Below are 15,992 nucleotides of genomic sequence, written 5' to 3'. Positions count from 1 at the left end.
TTCACCGGATGCAAGTTCTGACTGTTGAGCAGAGTCACAGCTTATCAATCCCAGCCCTAGGAGCAATACCGCAGCAGCGGTTCTTCCATACCGTGGATACAGATTCACGCGTTGCATAAGCTACTTTTCATAATCATTTCATTTTCAAGATACAATACATTTCATAATCATTTCATTTTTGAGATTGCAGCTCCTCACCCCTGCGTTAGAGATACCATCATGGCTCCTGCTCCTTACATCACCATCGATCACCTAAGCGTCAACTACCGCGATGTGCAGGCCCTGCGCAACATCAACCTCACCCTGCGCCCCGGCAAGCTGGTGGGCGTCTTTGGCCCCAACGGTGCGGGCAAAAGCACACTGATCAAAGCCATGCTAGGGCTGATGCCATTGGTTACTGGACGCGTCACCTATGGCGAGGACACCTTGGCTCACCAGCTCGATCGGGTAGCTTACGTGCCCCAGCGATCGCAGATCGACTGGACGTTTCCCGCCACCGTATGGGACGTAGTGATGATGGGCCGGGTGCAAAAAACCGGCTGGTTTAAGCGGTTTTCGACCATTAGCCACCAAATTGCCAAAGAAGCCCTAGAACGGGTGGGTATGGCTGAGTTTTGTGATCGCCCCATTGGAGCTCTTTCTGGCGGGCAGCAGCAGCGAGTGTTTTTGGCTCGCGCTCTGGCTCAGGAAGCCGACATCTTCTGCTTTGACGAGCCCTTTGTCGGAGTCGATCAAAAGACTGAGGATGTGATTTACAAAATTTTCCGCGAGCTGGCCGCCGCAGGCAAAATCGTTCTGGTCGTAAACCACGACCTGGGCGAGTCGATTATGAACTTTGACCAGCTCATTCTTTTGAACAAAGAACTAATTGCCACTGGCCCCCGTGACTGGGTACTCACCCGCGACAACATGACCCGAGCCTATGGCGGCCACGTAGGCTTCTTTGGCCATGTCGCCTGATCTGGCATTGCTGAACGGGCTGACTGAGCCATTGCAGTACGCCTTTATGCAGCGATCCCTAGCGGTGGCGATCATGGTGGGGATCATTTGCTCAGTGGTAGGCAGCTACCTGATGGTGCAGCGATTGGCTCTGCTGGGCGACGCCATTAGCCACTCGGTACTGCCGGGGCTGGCGATCGCATTCTTGCTAGGCGTCAATATTTTTATCGGTGCCTTTATCGCTGGGGTACTCAGCACCGTGATAATTGGCTGGATTCACACGCGATCGCCCATCAAAGAAGACGCCGCTATGGGACTTGTCTTTTCGGCCTTTTTTGCCCTGGGCATAACGCTAATCACCACTATCCAAAAAGACAACAAGATTGACCTTAACCACTTTCTCTTTGGCAACATTTTGGGCGTAACGGCCGGAGAAGTGCGCGATACGGCCATTATTGCCGCCTTAGTGCTCCTGGTCGTGGTTCTGCTCTACAAAGAGCTACTGTTCTATAGCTTTGACCCCCTCGGAGCCAAGGCCAGCGGCCTGCCTACGGGGCTGCTCCACGCCGGGCTAATGGTGCTGATTGCCCTCACCGTTGTGGCTAGCATGAAGGTGGTGGGGGTGATTCTGGTGCTTTCGCTGCTGATTGCGCCAGGAGCCACCGCCTACCTGCTGGTACCCCGTTTGCACCAGGTAATGCTGCTGGGCGCAGGGGTAGGGGTATTTTCGAGCGTCAGCGGCATGTACCTGAGCTATTACCTCAACCTGCCCTCCGGCCCGGCCATTGTGATGGTGGTATCGACGTTGTTTGCCTTAGCGTTTTTGTTTAGCCCCCGTCATGGGGTGCTGATGGGCCCAAAGCGATGGCCCTTTAGGGTCAGTCGTTAATCATCGCAGTTATAGGAAAAACTATCCTACCCTTCTGTCTGGGTGCGCAACTCCTGGGCACGCAGGTAAAGCTGCACCCACTGAGCCTGAATTTGCCGACTTTTGAGCCCTAGACGGCGGGCTAAATCGTCGGGGGGATGCTCAGATTTATAGGCTGTCAAAATTGCCTGTTCTTCTGGGGAGAGATCTTGCCAAAAGCCTTCCCATTGGGCCGGGGTGAGACCAAAGTTATGCTCTTGCAGCGAGGTTTTTAGCCAGCCGAGCACCATGGCCGGCTGCTCTCGTAGAGCGAAAATTCGAATTGCGTGGTAACTAATCTTTTCGCGCAGCCGATAGACCTGCTGCACAGGCATACCGAGCGCCTGGGCAATCTGCTCTTGGGAAAGACCGTTGAGGTGTAGCTCTAGCCATCGAGCCGCCGTGTCATCTAGGTTACGGCTGAGGTAGTTGACAAAGGAGTTTTTGACCTGCTGGCGCATACTCTGCTGCTCCAGTTCGGTTTGCTCGTCCTGGTACTGGTTCCAAGCCTCTACATCGAGCAGGCTGAGCGAGTCTTCACTGTCGTTGGGGGCAATTTCGTCAGAGACTAGGCGAATTAGTTCTCCAGTGGGCACCTGAGTCATGCCGCCCTTTTGACTGCGGTGCAGATAGTTAACGAAGCGATAAATGATGAGGGGCTGGTTGCGAATGGGGCGCAGGCAGTATTCCTCAATGCTGGCCAACATCAGCAGATTGCGCAGCCGTGAGTTTTGGGTGCAGGTTGAGATCCACTTGAGCTGCTGGGCTAAGTGGCGATCGCTGCGCATCATCTCCTGAATCACTTCCTGGATCACATCAACCACGGTGCGGCGGCGATCGCGGCTGAGCGAGATCCAAGTTTTAATCTTGTTGCGAATTAAGAACAGGCTGCTGAGCCGCTTGATCAGCCGCTGATAGCCCTGCTCTGGGCTCACATCCCAATAGCGCTGCTGCAGAATGCGGTAGCGATACTCAATCGCCTGACGAGCGATCTTGAGGTCAGCATCAGCTAGGGTAGCTAACCGCTCTGGCGATTCTCCTAACAGCCAGCTGACAACGCTTTGGCAAACCGACTGGGGCTGATTGGGAAAGTCCTCCCGCAAACGGGACAACCAAACCTCGGCTATAGTGTCTGCCGCGACCATGCAATCAAATCCTTTCCGGGTGTGCCCAAGCTGGCTGTAGGCTTTATCTTAGTATCTGATCTCTTCAGACTCACGCTCTAAAGCGTGTTTTTTAGCCTGCACGGACTGCGGTAGCTAGCACTGAGTCAAAAGCTTTACACAAAATTTATGTCTGTTGTCGCTCTAGTAAGATTGTGCGAAGGGTGTTCTCTGCGGCCAGATTTGCCCTTTCTAGGCTGATAGTGTGCACATGAACCCATATGTACTTATACGGTAATCGCTCTGTGACAAAGGTCACACGGATTACCGCTCAGCTCCAGTACAATTTCGGTTAAAGCAGTATTTACGTAAAAAAAAGCACAAACTCACTTGTTTTTTAAGCGTATCTACGGATAGATTAGTATAAATTTTTCAAGCATCTCAGCACACGCGTTCCGTCAACAGGGTCTACCATGTTATCCCTTCAGACAGATAGCTCTGGAAGTGCTCCTCCAGAGATTTCTATATCTATTGCTCATCCGTCGGCCCGGTGCCTAATTAAGCGCTCTATAGATATTTTGGGCGCCCTGGTAGGATTGGCCATACTGATTTTGGTAGCGCTGCCAGTTGCTCTGGCCATTAGGTTAGATAGCCCTGGCCCTATTTTCTACGCCCAAACTCGCTACGGTCTCAAAGGTAAGCCTTTCACCATCTGGAAATTTCGCTCCATGGTGCAAAATGCTGATGCCCTTAAGAGAACAGTATCAAATCAGGCCCAGGGGCTAATTTTTAAGAACGAAAACGATCCCCGCATCACCCGAGTTGGCCGTGTTTTGCGAAAGACGAGCCTAGATGAGTTTCCACAATTTTGGAATGTACTCAAAGGCGACATGAGCCTGGTTGGCACTCGCCCTCCCACCGAAGATGAGGTCTCTCGCTACAGCCCTCACCATTGGCGGCGACTCGATGTTAAGCCTGGCATCACAGGACAGTGGCAAATCAGTGGTCGCTCAGCCATCAAAGACTTTGAGGAAATTGTGCACCTAGATTTGCAGTATCAGGCCATTTGGTCGCCCTGGTACGATCTTCAAGTCATTCTCAAAACGGTCACAGTACTGCTCGATCGCAAAGGTGCCTTTTAAGGTTACTAATCGTTACTAGTCCTGCAGATCGATGCCCTCATCGGCCTCAGTATCTGTAGCAATAACTAGGTTATCGCGATGGATTACCGTATCTGCTCCGGCGTAACCTAGAATGGCGGGAATATCTTCTGACCGGCGACCCAGAATCTGGCTGAGATCTCGGGCGCTGTAGTTGATAATGCCTCTGGCGATATCTTCGCCGCTGGCAGCACAGATCAAGACAGCATCCTGGGCTTCAAAGTCTCCCTCTAAACGAGTAATACCGGCGGCCAAGAGCGACTTTCCCCCCTGCAGAATGGCTAGAGTTGCACCCTGGTCTAGGTAAAGGCGGCCCGAGGGAGCAAGGCCAGCAGCAATCCAGCGCTTGCGGGCACGGCTAGGTCGGGGCGAGGGGGCAAATTGAGTGCCTACTGCTTCTCCCGCGATCGCCTTGATCACATTCTGGGGCTGACGACCATCGGTTATGACGGTGCGCACCCCTGCCGTAGTAGCGATTTGAGCAGCTTCTAGCTTAGTTAGCATACCGCCCGTACCCCAGGCCGATCCCTGTCCACCCGCTACTGCTTTAAGCGCCTGAATGTCTGCTAACCGATCGATAGCAATAATCGGCTGAGCCTCGGGGTTAGAGCGGGGATCAGCAGAATACAGGCGATCGATATCGGTCAGTAAAAACAGCCACTGAGCACCAATCAAGCTGGCGACCAGGGCCGAGAGGGTGTCATTGTCGCCGAACTTGAGTTCTTCCACAGCAACAGTGTCGTTCTCGTTGACGATGGGGATCACGCCCATCTGCAACAGCTGACGAAAGGTGCGGTAGCTGTTGACATAGCGCGATCGCTGGGCTAGGTCGCTGCGAGTTAGCAGTACCTGGGCAATGGGCTGGTTTAGGGCCGAAAACAGGTCGTCATAGATGCGCATGAGGCGTCCTTGCCCCACCGCCGCTACAGCCTGCTTCATCGCCAAAGTTTTGGGACGCTCAGCTAGGTTGAGGCGGCGGCAGCCAATGCCTACAGCCCCTGAGGAGACCAAAACGACCTGATGCCCCTGCTGACGCAGAGTGCAGAGGGTTTCAACCAGTGCAGCCAGGGTGGAGAGGGCAAACTGACCGGTGCTAGTGCCGGTCAGGCTGGAAGTACCGATTTTGACCACTAGGGTTTGAACTGAACTCACGGGCGGGCTGCATCAGTAGAGATAGCCCTGGCAGTATAACAACCGACCTAGACGTAGAGCACAGTCGCGTTGGTTAAAGAGCGGTCTAGATGGACAGTGAAGTCCCCAAAAAACTTTGGGTGCCAACCCGAAAGTCGACACCCAAAAATGGCTTATTAAATTTAAGAGCCTATATAAACTGGCCCCTGTTTATGTATTACTACTATCGCAGCGGTCCTAAGGTTTCAACTTAACTCTAATGTTTTCTTTATATTTAGCCCTACGAAGTTTCTCGCATCAAAGATTGCGCTGTGTAAACTTTTCCTGGCTGTGTTAAGTCAATACTTGAGCCGCTAATCTTAAAACGTGACTCCAAAATATTGGGAGATTATCACCTCAATCGTCCGTAGGGGCGAAGTGCGCGCTACCTGGTTGAGCCCCGGCATAGGGTTGACCAGAATAGTAAACAACCCCACTCGGTTGCCAGCTAAAACATCGGTAAATAAGCGATCGCCTACCATCGCCACCTGATCTACCGGAAGATCCATAGCCGCCAAAGCCAGCTTTAGCTTGCGTCCTGAGGGCTTGCCAGCACTGGTCAGGTAAGGCACATCAAACAACGAGGCAATCCGACTGATGCGGTGAGCGTTGACGTTATTGCTCACGAGCCACACCGTCGCGATCGCCTTCATCTGATGCATCCAGTGGGCTAGGTCAGGGTTGGTTTCAGCCTGACGCAGAGGCACTAGGGTATCGTCCACATCCAGAATTAGCCCCTTCAGGTTGTGCTGAGCCAGCAGCTCAGGCGAAATTGCCAAGACGTTGCCGTCCAGCACTAGATCGGGTTGCAGCAGGCGAGAAAACGACATAAAAAAACCATAGCCCCAAACGTAGCATAGTCTAGATCGACGGCCTAAAGCTGCTTAAAAGGACAGCAGCAACCTATCCACAGCGGTTGAACCACGGCGATCGGTCAAAGATGTTAGAGCCCATCTATGGGGGCTAGTTATCAATAGTGGCGCGAATCGCGTCGCGGGCGGCTTCGTGCTCTGCTAACGTGCGGCTAAACACGTGAGTTCCGTCATAGCGAGCCACAAAAAATAGATAATCGGTAGCCTCGGGGGCTAGGGCCGCTTCTAAACTGGCCTTACCCGCGCTAGCGATCGGAGTTGGGGGTAACCCTGGGTTGATGTAGGTATTGTAGGGCGAAGGAGTGCCCACCTGAGTCCATGTGAGGGGCTGCTCCGGTGTCTGCACAATGCCCAACCCGTATTCAACTGTAGGATCGGCCCCTAGAGGCATGTTCTGCTTGAGCCGGTTGGTAAAAACTCCGGCAATGGTGCCGCGCTCATCGGCAATTACGGCTTCTTTCTCGACGATGCTGGCTAGGGTAGCCCACTGCAACAACGTTAGGTCGGTCGTTGCCTGTTGGTACACTGGTAGCGCTACTGTCTCAAAACGGCTCAGCATTGCATTGACCACCGCCTCCGGCGTCACCCCCTCAGCCGGAAGCTGATAGGTATCGGGGAATAAAAAGCCTTCCACGTGGGGAATACCATCCGGCAGCCAAGGGTACGCATCCTTTGACACTCGCTCAGTAGCCGATAGAAAGGCATCGGCAGAGAAAAACCCCTCTTCCTGAAAATAAGTTGCCATTTGGCGACGGTTCCAACCCTCAGGCACCGTGAACGAGGTTTGCACCACCTGACCACTGCGAATCACGTCGGCGATCGCGGTCATCGAATCAGCAGGGTTCAAAGCATAGGTGCCCGCCTGAAACCCACCCTCGGCATTTTGCCAAGTTTGCCAACGCGACCACAGCTTCCAAGCCAGGGCTGAACGAATCAGACCGGCCGCCTCCAGATCTTGGCCAATTTGCTGGCCTGGAGTGCCCGGCGGAATTTGAATTTGCACCGTTTGAGGCGCAGTTTCGGCAGGAGTTTCGCTGACCGGTTGATTGGCCCAGCTCCACCAGGCCCAACCCTGCCAGGCCGCTACCCCCGCAGCCAGAGGCACCAATAATCCCAAAAAACTCAACCGAACCCAGCGTGAACCTTTAGCCATGATTGCACTATCGATAATCGCCGTTACCGACGTCCCTACTCTAATAGATCAAACAGTTTTTCCTCTAGCCCGCCGCGAATGGTTTGAAATTCTTCCGGGGTCACCACTTCTAGAGAACCATCGCTAGTGCGGTGAGCAAAGATCAGCAGCGGGTCGAGGGGAGTGCACAGAGTATATTCTTCGTCATCGTAGAAGCAGGTTGCCAAAATCTGAAATTCTTCAGTGACGGGGTTACCCGCGTCATCGAGGTCATCTAGTTCCAGGGTAAGGCAGTTATCTTCCTCAGCCTCGGGAATCTCTCCCGAAGCCGTCAGAGTAATGGCGGTACGCTGGAGGGTCAAATTTTGCTCAGCTAGCACGGCCTTAGCGGTAAGAAAGACTTGATCGATCTCCTCTTCTTCCACATCCATCAAGACGTCGTCGTCATTGTCGTCTTGCTGCCAAACAAAAATTTCGATGGGGGCATCAATGGGCAGCAAAAGCAGGTATTCGCGATCGTTGAGCTGAAAGCTCTGCTCTACCTGACAGGGCAAAAACCGCCCGGCGTCATCGGTGAGCACTACGGCTGACTCGTCAATGGGTTGTGTGTTATCCGCCATGGAGGCTACTCTTCTCTCGGTAACCGGGCACAGTGGGTCAACACCGCAGCCCAGTATGAATACTGAACGGTGTTATCAGAATATCCCATTCGGTTACGTCTGATTACGATGAGCGCCGTTCATCTAGCCAGCGCTGCAGGATGATGGCCGCCGCTTTACGGTCAATCAGGGCTTTCTCCTGGACTATCGAATGACCCGCGGCACGCATTAAATGTTCGGCCTCCACAGAACTCAGCCGCTCATCGACATAGACCACGGGCAGCGCCAGGGCCTGACTGAGGCCCTCGGCCACCTTGCGCACTTGACGAGCCTGAAAGCCTTCTTCCCCGTCCATAGTTAGGGGCAACCCCACCACCAACACCTGGGCCTGTCGAGCTGTGACGAAGTGCTGCAGATCGGCCACCAGGTCTTGAAACGATCGCCGCTGTAGCGTCGTCAGCCCAGTGGCAATCAGACCCGTGCCATCGCAACCCGCAACCCCAATCCGCCGCCGACCAATATCTAACCCCAAGGCTGAAACCAGCGCCATAGCCTTGCGGAACCTCAGCGATCGCCTTCTGAAGGCGCATCAACATCGGCATCTGGTTTTTGTCCTAGCACAGCCTGCCAACGCTCTACCGACCAGGTCATGCGTCCAGGCACCGGCTTGCCTGCAGGCTGTAGTCCCGTCAACACGTCTGATAGCTGGAGCCCCTCTAGGGAAAGGTGGCGAGCTTCGCGCACTTTATGCCATACCGATCGCGACATCAGCAGCGCGTGGGACTCAGGAGTCGCTTGAATTTGAGTAAAGCACTCCTCTCGCTCGGGTTGATAGTCGAGGGAGGTCAGTCGTAGGGACTGAGCCGGGAAGGGCTGCAGAATTTTAGCCATCTGCGTCATCAGCTCGGGGTAGAGCCAGGTGTAGGCCGGGTGCACTGTTAACCCTGCCTCGTGGGGCTGCTGCCCATCGCGGGAAATAGCGAGCTTAAATTGGCCGATCGCCGCTTTGCGCTGTTGCTCAAACACATAGGCGCTGACGGTTTCTACCTGGTTGACCAGGCGATCAGCAGTGGCGGTAACGCTGCCCAACAGCCCGGTCTTAAAATCTTGGATTTGGTGATCAAACACCTGACGGACCAGCGGTGGCATGGAAGCTGTGTCTAGCTGATACAAAAGCTGAGAATCAGCGTTGCTGATTGGCAGCAGATTCGGCAAATCAGGCTCACGCTGGGCCAGGGCTTCGATCTGCTCAGCCGCCATTTCCCAATAGGTCATCTGAGCTAGAGGCTGAAACCCATTGAAGCGATAGAGCGCTAGAGCCGAGGTGTGGTTGACATCCACTTCGAGCATCCAGGTTCTGGCTTCCCAAAGTACCTCAAAGCAGTGACGCAGCAGTCTTGAACCAACATCCATATAGCCCGAGGCCGCCACATACCCAGAGGTTGCCGTATCGGCTAAAGCGCGGCGGTTGATGACCACCTGCTCGACTCGCCAAGTGCTGCGAGTTTGATTGAACGGCGACACGTGAATGAACCCCACCAAACTTTTTTGGCGCTCGGCTACGAAGGTGGTCTGACTTTGCCGCTGCACAGAGCGGGGCAGCCAGCTTAAAACTTTAAGGGGACCATACCAGCGGCGCTGATGATCTAGCCATGTCACAATGGCCTCGGCAGCGTCAAGGTCACCGCCAGCTTCCAGATCCTCTGGCTGCCACTGCTTTAGGTCGTCTAAATCGCGATATTGCAGCGGCCTTACTGTTAAGGTATGGCCAGGGGTCGTCATAGGTGCCATGGGATCTCAGAGATCTGACCTGTATGCCGTCATCCTAGCCGATTTTCCGGATTTCCACACCGCCCCTTGGCGAAGCGAGAGCCGTGTCAGCTAGCTTCTGGCCAGGTATAACTTCTTTTATACAGAATAAGGATTCAGCGTTGGAGAGGCTGCAAAACTCACCATTTACAAAACTTATGATTTAAGCGACGATTGCAACTATGGCTGTTGCTCAGCCCTCATTTATGAAGAACAGTTAGAGGTCGAGCTACACAGCCCGACCAGCGGTATCTAGGAATTACCATGAGAAATCTTTTAGCCATCGAACGGTTTTGCCTATACGGTCACGTTGTCTCCATGGCCTTTGGCCTGGCCGGGCTGCTGTGGGTGGTGCCTCACCCTGGCATCGTGGAATACTTACCAGCAGGGCCCACCCTCTTCCAGTGGAGCATGGCCGGGGGCGGCGTTGGCTACATTTTGCTGGGAACCGTGGCAGTGGCTCTATATGCCTATCGCACCCTAGGACTGGGTAGCTTGATTACGTTTGCGATCGCAGCAGTCGGCGTTTCGCTCACGAGTGAGCTGCTGGGCACCCGTACTGGTTTTCCCTTCGGCAACTACACCTATCTCAACGGGTTGGGCTACAAAGTAGCTGGTCTCGTGCCTTTTACCATTCCGCTATCGTGGTTTTATCTGGGACTGGCATCGTTTTTGCTGGCTCGCAGCGGTTTGGCTGCTGGGGGAGGTGCCGGCCGCTATAACTGGGCGCGATCGCTAGCTGCCGTATTTCTAGGGTCTATACTCCTCACCTCTTGGGATTTTGTGCTCGATCCAGCCATGAGCCAGACCGCTTTACCCTTCTGGTACTGGCATGAGCCGGGCGCGTTTTTTGGTATGCCCTACCAGAATTTTGCAGGCTGGCTTGGCACCGGGGTCGTATTTATGGGTGTAGCCCTAAGCTTATGGAAAACCTTCAAGTTTTCCCCTGAGTTAGACCAGGGGCAACTCACCCTACCCCTCGTCGTATACCTGGCTAACTTCGGATTTGCCCTGGTGATGAGCCTGGCGGCTGGCTTCTACGTCCCCATCGCTTTGGGAATTTTGACCGGAGCCCTGCCTGCGGTGCTCTGCTGGCGTGCCACCGCCCAAGAAGATCTGTCAGGTGTATTAGTCGAACCTACCCAGGTCATTGAGGCTCCGGTAGCCGCGACTAAGGGTTCTTAAATAACACAGCTCTCATTTCTGCCCAATTTCGGGATTAACTTCTAGGCCTCGGATGGTAGATACTATCCGAGGCTAAATATTCTGAAATTGAGCTCGTGAGCTTACAGTCAGTAGATTCAATAGTTGTAATGTCCGTTTTGAGGTGTTCCCTTGCCCACTAATGCGGCCGCCCTATTTCTCTGGCCAAGTTTTGTAGCGGTCGTGCTGCTGTTGGTGCAGTTGCCGATGGCGGCGATACTGCTGTCACGGTTGATGCAGGGTCCCTTTCGCAGACCACCTCTAGCCCCAGCGACCCCCGACCTCGATCTGCTAGGCACAGTTTCGGTGGTGGTGCCCACGCTCAACGAAGCGGATCGGATACGTCCCTGCCTAGAGGGTCTGATCCGTCAGGGCTACGAAGTGCGGGAAATTTTAGTCGTCGACAGCCGATCAACCGACGACACCCAGTCAGTGGTCAGGGCTTACCAGGCCCACGACCCACGGTTGCGGCTGCTAGAGGATGACCCTTTGCCCCAGGGTTGGGTTGGGCGTCCCTGGGCCTTGGACTACGGCTTTCGCCAGACCTCAACCGCTAGCACCTGGGTGTTGGGCATTGACGCCGATACCCAGCCTCAGCCCGGCCTAGTGGCAGCTTTAGCTAGAGCGATGCACAGCGAGGGCTATGACCTAGTCTCCCTCGCGCCCCGGTTTATTCTGAAGCACCCTGGCGAATTCTGGCTGCAGCCCGCTTTGCTAATGACACTGGTGTATCGATTTGGCCCAGCGGGCAGCCCCAGTGGCTCGTCTCAGCGGGTCATGGCTAACGGCCAGTGCTTTATGGTGCGGCGATCGCTGCTCGAAAAACTCAATGGCTACCAGTCCGCCTCTACCTCTTTTTGCGACGATGTGACCTTAGCTCGCCACGCTGCCGCCCAGGGTGCCAAAGTGGGCTTTTGGGATGGCACTCGACTGCTGAAAGTGCGCATGTACGAAGGCATGACCGAAACCTGGCGCGAGTGGGGCCGCTCCCTCGACCTCAAGGATGCAGCTCCAGCCGCTCAGGTCTGGTGGGATTGGATGTTTCTTGCCCTGGTGCAGGGGTTGCCCTGGGTGCTCGTACCTGGGCTGTGGATACTTCAGCACTTTGCACCCGTATCGTGGTCTTTGGCGCTACAGATCTTGCTCGTCGTGAACATGGTCTTGATCTTCATGCGCTTGGGTATGCAGGTGGCGGTAGCGACGGCTTACGATCTCAAAGGAGCGCCAGGAGCCTGGGCCTTCTGGCTGTCGCCTCTGGCTGACCTGGCAGCGGTGGCGCGCATTGGTCTCTCTTCCCTGCGGCGACCTACCCAGTGGCGGGGGCGACAGTATCCCGTTAACGAGCCCTAGTCGTTCCAGTTTTTGAAAGGGTGGCGGGCGAGGTTGGAATTTTGGTAACGCGGATCGTAGCTCACCTCTGCCCCTATCCAGGCGGGCAGGTCGATAGCTTGATCGGGACTGGTTAGCTCAACCTCTGCAACAATCAGTCCCTGGTTTTCACCCAAGAATTCGTCTATTTCCCACACCACATCCCCCAGGGGAAGGCGATAACGCGTTTTTTCAATTAAGGGTGGCTGACAGAGGGTTGCCAGTATTGTTTGGGCATCGGCAACGGGAATGGAATACTCAAACTCAGGGCGCACTAAACCCACGGCAGGGCCTTTTAGGGTGAGATAGGCGCGATCGCCCACTCGCCGCACCCGCACAGTACGCGCATCCTGGGTAGGAATGTAGCCCTGGCACATCAATTCGCCCTGGGCGCCCTGACGCCAACTGTCGCCCACCACCAAAAATTTGCGCTCGATTTCCTGACCCATCGGCTTACTCTAGGAGCTACCTTTGCAGCGTAACCTAACCCCTGGCCTAAGAGATTCGGTTAAAGCTATGCATCAAGCGCTCCAATACCTTAGGAAATACGCCGCAGTACATAGCTAGTCAGGTCTTGAAGAGCCTGGCGAGCAGCGGAAGGGGGCAGATGCTCTAGGCAAGATGCCGCTAAGCGAGCGTGAGTAGCGGCAAGTTCACGCGATCGCGCAATACCGCTGCTCTGATGCACTAGGTTAATGGCCTGGTTAAAATCATCCGCCTCAGAAAACTCCCGCTCAATTAAAGTCGTGAGGAAGGGATGCTCAGCCATGGCATAGAGCACAGGAGCCGTTAAGTTGCCGCTCTTGAGGTCAGAGCAGGCGGGCTTACCCAACACCTCATCAGAGCTAGTGAAGTCGAGAATATCGTCAACCACCTGAAAGGCCAGGCCCAAATGCCGACCATAGTCGTAGAGCTGCTCGATCACGGTTTCCGACATGTCGCTCAGCACCCCTGCCGCCTTAGCGCTATTAGCCATTAGCGATGCTGTTTTGAAATAGCTCTTGTCTAGGTAAGCATCAATGGAGAGGCTAGTATCAAAGCGGTTAAGACCCTGCTGAATCTCACCCTCGGCCAGATTCATGATCACTTGGGAGAGGAGCTTGACCACGCGCAGGTTGTCGAGGTTAGCCAAATACCATGAGGCTTGGGCAAACAAAAAATCCCCTGCTAGCACCGCAATGCGGTTGCCAAAGCTGCTGTGCACGGTGGGTACTCCACGCCGCACGCTGGCTTCGTCGACCACATCGTCGTGCACCAGGCTAGCCGTGTGGATCATCTCGGTAATCTCGGCCAGGCGACGGTGCTTGGGAGTGATCTCTTGCCCCGGCAGAGTGGCCTTAGATAACAGCAGCACAATGGCTGGGCGCACCCGCTTGCCCCCAGCACCAAACAGGTGCTCGGCCGCCGCCGACAGAATGGGATGTTGTGCCCCAACCAACCCCTTTAGATTTTGGGTCATCAGGTCGAGGTCGGACTCAACCGGCGCGAAAAGAGAAGTTACTGAAGTCATAGACCCCGGCAAGAGCGCTAAAGTTACGAATTTTTACATATTCTATCGTCATTCTAAGGCAACCCCGGGAGGAGTATTGGTAAAAGCTTGGCCTTTTTTGCTGCCTGTCAGTCTACGGTCGTAGCGTAGCCAGCTATTGGCCATAGGCTTGAACCCGTTGTTAGGCCTGCGTTTCACCCTCCCAAACCGGCACCGCAGCACTGGACTATACAGCGCAAACCGAGTTCCAAAAATAGCTAAAACTTAAGCGACTGTACACCTCATATTTCTCACCCGGGGGCAAAATACCGTGGTAGGATTAACTTAAGAATTTCTAAAGGAAATGCAACAAAGTCGACAAGTTTTTTGCTTGGATTTTGTCTCGTTTCCTCAATTAAGTCGATCGCGGTGCTAAGTGGAGTTTCCACTGGCTTCTTGAGCGCTCGGTCGTGTTTTTACTAGCGTCTACGGGCGGGTTGTCGCCCGAGATTGTTGGCGAGCAATGTTCTTTCTGTAGAGAGGGAGCTGGTTTTTGCAGCACCTTGCTGCTCTCGGCCGTACCTAAGCTCGTCACGCATTTACGGTCTTCTCCCACCTGCTGCTGCCGACCATGACTTACTCTGCTTCTTTAATCGTTATTCCGCTGCTAGCGATCGCCTACCTACTCCTAATCTACGGCATGCTTGTGCTAGCCCAGCGACTGAGTACTCGGCGCCGCTCCCAAGGATAGCCTTGGGAGTTTAGCCTTGGGGATTGGCCACCAGCTCAGGCAGACGAACCTGGCGCACAGTGGGTTGGTGACCTAACCACTGCACTGCCAAGCTCTTAAACTCAGGAGCCGAGCCACTCACATAAAACTCTGTCGACCAGGCAGGGATACTACTGCGGAGCCCTAAGGCGTCGAGTTCTTTGGCAGCGGCGGCCACCATAGAAATCGCTGGATCAACGTACTGGGTTGTGACTGGCAAAATCGGCTTCAAGACTGGAGCCAGGTGAGGGTAGTGGGTACATCCATATACCAGAGTATCAATGTTGGCAGCAATTAGCGGTTGTAGATAGGTAGCGGCAGTGCGCTGGGCCTGAGGCGATTGAATCTGGTTCTGCTCGACGATAGGCACAAAGTTAGGACAGCCCACCTCCCACACTTGGCAGGTTGGGTTGATCTCTTGAATGGCATGGGTATAAGCGCGGCTAGTAACAGTAGCCTGAGTCGCAATCACGCCAATGCGACGACCCTGCAAAGCTGCCGCTTGAGCCCCTGGCCGAATCAGCCCCAGCACTGGAAAGGGGAACTCCCCCTGCACCGGGTCGAGGGCTAGGGCTGAGCTGGTGTTACAAGCCATAATCACCATCTTGACTCCCCGCTCAGCCATCCAGGTCAGGATTTGGCGCACAAAGTAGAGAATTTCTTCGGGCGATCGCGAGCCATAGGGCAGTCGCGCCGTGTCGCCAAAGTACAGTACCGACTCGTTGGGCAACTGGCGATAGATTTCTCGCAGCACGGTGAGGCCACCCACACCGCTATCAAAGATACCAATAGGAGCCGGTCGCGTAGCCAATAGGCGATGGTCTAACCCGTTGTTCATGGGTGCTTGTGCTTAGGGATGAAAAATAATCTCACTGAGTCTACCGGTTTTTGAGCAGTCGCTAGCAGGTTGTGTGCCAATGCCGGTGAGATCAGGTTAAGAGAGCCATCAGGTTGTAGTATGCCGCTGTCCCGCCATAGAGTTGCCATACCGCCGACACACCCCTGCTACACAGTTTCAGTACCCTGGAACTTGAGAAGTCTTTACCTACTTTTACGCCTATATACATTCAACAGGTTCGGTTTTCTCAGGAGGGAAACCCCCACGCCCAAAGGCCTCGATCATTGAAAATGAAGATGTTCTTGTAAAGCATCAGTCTCAAGTTCAGTTTGGAACTGAAACATCTGATGCAGACCGCCTGACTGCAGTTGGCTAACCTAAATCCCTAGGGAAACAAAGTGACCGCTACGCCCGTCAAACGCATAACTACACCTGTAGCACTTTACGCAACCAGAGAGTTGTTATATTCTGGAGGAGTAAACTCATAATGGCTTCGAGTTTTGTTGAGAACTCTAGCCCTCCGTATCGGCCTTAGGCTTTGCAACTTTGGTCAGACCGCAGCTTCAGCAGATACAAATCTGGATAACTGTTGGATTGGTGACTCTGCATTGCGAGTGATTAACTTAGTCCTGATCTCTAAGGATCAGGGACGAAG

At 54.2% G+C, this 15,992-nt stretch carries 15 protein-coding genes; 5 read left to right on the top strand and 10 right to left on the bottom strand.

What is annotated here, in order from left to right:
• Positions 1–219: 219 nt before the first annotated feature.
• Positions 220–960 carry a metal ABC transporter ATP-binding protein gene (locus tag H6F59_RS12760; protein WP_190700132.1) on the top strand — a complete coding sequence of 247 codons (741 nt, stop codon included), beginning with the start codon at positions 220–222 and terminating at the stop codon, positions 958–960.
• The gene (locus H6F59_RS12755; protein WP_199325772.1) at positions 950–1,828 is read left to right on the top strand and encodes a metal ABC transporter permease; all 879 of its coding nucleotides are present in this window, start codon (positions 950–952) and stop codon (positions 1,826–1,828) included. Before H6F59_RS12760 ends, H6F59_RS12755 begins: the two co-directional genes overlap by 11 nt.
• A gap of 26 nt (positions 1,829–1,854) precedes the next feature.
• Here H6F59_RS12755 and H6F59_RS12750 read toward each other — a convergent pair whose 3' ends face one another.
• Positions 1,855–2,991 carry a HetZ-related protein 2 gene (locus H6F59_RS12750; RefSeq protein WP_190700129.1) on the bottom strand — a complete coding sequence of 379 codons (1,137 nt, stop codon included), beginning with the start codon at positions 2,989–2,991 and terminating at the stop codon, positions 1,855–1,857.
• Between the two features lie 431 nt (positions 2,992–3,422).
• Between H6F59_RS12750 and H6F59_RS12745 the strand changes: the two genes are divergently transcribed.
• Complete coding sequence (locus H6F59_RS12745) at positions 3,423–4,091, top strand: sugar transferase (RefSeq protein WP_190700124.1); 669 nt, start codon at positions 3,423–3,425, stop codon at positions 4,089–4,091.
• Positions 4,092–4,106: 15 nt separating this feature from the next.
• On the opposite strand, the gene proB is transcribed toward H6F59_RS12745, so the two are convergent.
• From proB to H6F59_RS12715, 6 genes are all read right to left on the bottom strand, one after another.
• Positions 4,107–5,261 carry a glutamate 5-kinase gene (gene proB / locus H6F59_RS12740; RefSeq protein ID WP_190700120.1) on the bottom strand — a complete coding sequence of 385 codons (1,155 nt, stop codon included), beginning with the start codon at positions 5,259–5,261 and terminating at the stop codon, positions 4,107–4,109.
• A gap of 338 nt (positions 5,262–5,599) precedes the next feature.
• Positions 5,600–6,109 carry a YqeG family HAD IIIA-type phosphatase gene (locus H6F59_RS12735; RefSeq protein WP_190700117.1) on the bottom strand — a complete coding sequence of 170 codons (510 nt, stop codon included), beginning with the start codon at positions 6,107–6,109 and terminating at the stop codon, positions 5,600–5,602.
• 133 nt (positions 6,110–6,242) lie between these two features.
• Positions 6,243–7,304, bottom strand: coding sequence for an endolytic transglycosylase MltG (gene mltG, locus H6F59_RS12730; protein ID WP_190700115.1), 1,062 nt, complete (start codon positions 7,302–7,304; stop codon positions 6,243–6,245).
• A 35-nt stretch (positions 7,305–7,339) separates the two neighbouring features.
• Positions 7,340–7,903, bottom strand: coding sequence for a DUF3727 domain-containing protein (locus tag H6F59_RS12725; protein WP_190516423.1), 564 nt, complete (start codon positions 7,901–7,903; stop codon positions 7,340–7,342).
• Positions 7,904–8,006: 103 nt separating this feature from the next.
• On the bottom strand, positions 8,007–8,432 hold the full coding sequence (gene ruvX / locus H6F59_RS12720; protein WP_190700112.1) for a Holliday junction resolvase RuvX: 426 nt from the start codon (positions 8,430–8,432) through the stop codon (positions 8,007–8,009).
• A 14-nt stretch (positions 8,433–8,446) separates the two neighbouring features.
• On the bottom strand, positions 8,447–9,673 hold the full coding sequence (locus H6F59_RS12715) for a GNAT family N-acetyltransferase (RefSeq protein WP_242021448.1): 1,227 nt from the start codon (positions 9,671–9,673) through the stop codon (positions 8,447–8,449).
• A gap of 282 nt (positions 9,674–9,955) precedes the next feature.
• Between H6F59_RS12715 and cruF the strand changes: the two genes are divergently transcribed.
• Together cruF and cruG are read left to right on the top strand one after the other, a co-directional pair.
• The gene (cruF, locus tag H6F59_RS12710; RefSeq protein WP_242021447.1) at positions 9,956–10,876 is read left to right on the top strand and encodes a gamma-carotene 1'-hydroxylase CruF; all 921 of its coding nucleotides are present in this window, start codon (positions 9,956–9,958) and stop codon (positions 10,874–10,876) included.
• Between the two features lie 150 nt (positions 10,877–11,026).
• Positions 11,027–12,244, top strand: coding sequence for a 2'-O-glycosyltransferase CruG (cruG, locus tag H6F59_RS12705; protein WP_242021446.1), 1,218 nt, complete (start codon positions 11,027–11,029; stop codon positions 12,242–12,244).
• Here cruG and H6F59_RS12700 read toward each other — a convergent pair.
• The 3 genes from H6F59_RS12700 to murI form a co-directional block, all read right to left on the bottom strand.
• On the bottom strand, positions 12,241–12,711 hold the full coding sequence (locus tag H6F59_RS12700; RefSeq protein ID WP_190700109.1) for a CYTH domain-containing protein: 471 nt from the start codon (positions 12,709–12,711) through the stop codon (positions 12,241–12,243). The two genes, cruG and H6F59_RS12700, sit on opposite strands and share 4 nt — an antisense overlap.
• Before the next feature lie 89 nt (positions 12,712–12,800).
• Entirely contained in the window at positions 12,801–13,772 is a 972-nt protein-coding gene (gene sds / locus H6F59_RS12695) for a solanesyl diphosphate synthase (RefSeq protein WP_190700105.1), read from the bottom strand.
• A 719-nt stretch (positions 13,773–14,491) separates the two neighbouring features.
• Entirely contained in the window at positions 14,492–15,337 is an 846-nt protein-coding gene (murI, locus tag H6F59_RS12690; protein WP_190700102.1) for a glutamate racemase, read from the bottom strand.
• Positions 15,338–15,992: the final 655 nt, after the last annotated feature.

The sequence above is a fragment of the Nodosilinea sp. FACHB-141 genome (assembly GCF_014696135.1).
Lineage (GTDB): Bacteria > Cyanobacteriota > Cyanobacteriia > Phormidesmidales > Phormidesmidaceae > Nodosilinea.
The sequence above is the reverse complement of the archived record's forward strand: the minus strand, read 5'-3'. Positions and strand labels throughout refer to the sequence as shown.

Coding starts and splice junctions, on each gene's coding strand:
- mltG (WP_190700115.1), bottom strand. CDS start 7,304: ATGGCTAAAGGTTCACGCTGGGTTCGGTTGAGTTTTTTGGGATTATTG.
- H6F59_RS12735 (WP_190700117.1), bottom strand. CDS start 6,109: ATGTCGTTTTCTCGCCTGCTGCAACCCGATCTAGTGCTGGACGGCAAC.
- H6F59_RS12755 (WP_199325772.1), top strand. CDS start 950: ATGTCGCCTGATCTGGCATTGCTGAACGGGCTGACTGAGCCATTGCAG.
- H6F59_RS12700 (WP_190700109.1), bottom strand. CDS start 12,711: ATGGGTCAGGAAATCGAGCGCAAATTTTTGGTGGTGGGCGACAGTTGG.
- H6F59_RS12750 (WP_190700129.1), bottom strand. CDS start 2,991: ATGGTCGCGGCAGACACTATAGCCGAGGTTTGGTTGTCCCGTTTGCGG.
- murI (WP_190700102.1), bottom strand. CDS start 15,337: ATGAACAACGGGTTAGACCATCGCCTATTGGCTACGCGACCGGCTCCT.
- ruvX (WP_190700112.1), bottom strand. CDS start 8,432: ATGGCGCTGGTTTCAGCCTTGGGGTTAGATATTGGTCGGCGGCGGATT.
- sds (WP_190700105.1), bottom strand. CDS start 13,772: ATGACTTCAGTAACTTCTCTTTTCGCGCCGGTTGAGTCCGACCTCGAC.
- cruF (WP_242021447.1), top strand. CDS start 9,956: ATGAGAAATCTTTTAGCCATCGAACGGTTTTGCCTATACGGTCACGTT.
- H6F59_RS12725 (WP_190516423.1), bottom strand. CDS start 7,903: ATGGCGGATAACACACAACCCATTGACGAGTCAGCCGTAGTGCTCACC.
- H6F59_RS12745 (WP_190700124.1), top strand. CDS start 3,423: ATGTTATCCCTTCAGACAGATAGCTCTGGAAGTGCTCCTCCAGAGATT.
- H6F59_RS12715 (WP_242021448.1), bottom strand. CDS start 9,673: ATGGCACCTATGACGACCCCTGGCCATACCTTAACAGTAAGGCCGCTG.
- H6F59_RS12760 (WP_190700132.1), top strand. CDS start 220: ATGGCTCCTGCTCCTTACATCACCATCGATCACCTAAGCGTCAACTAC.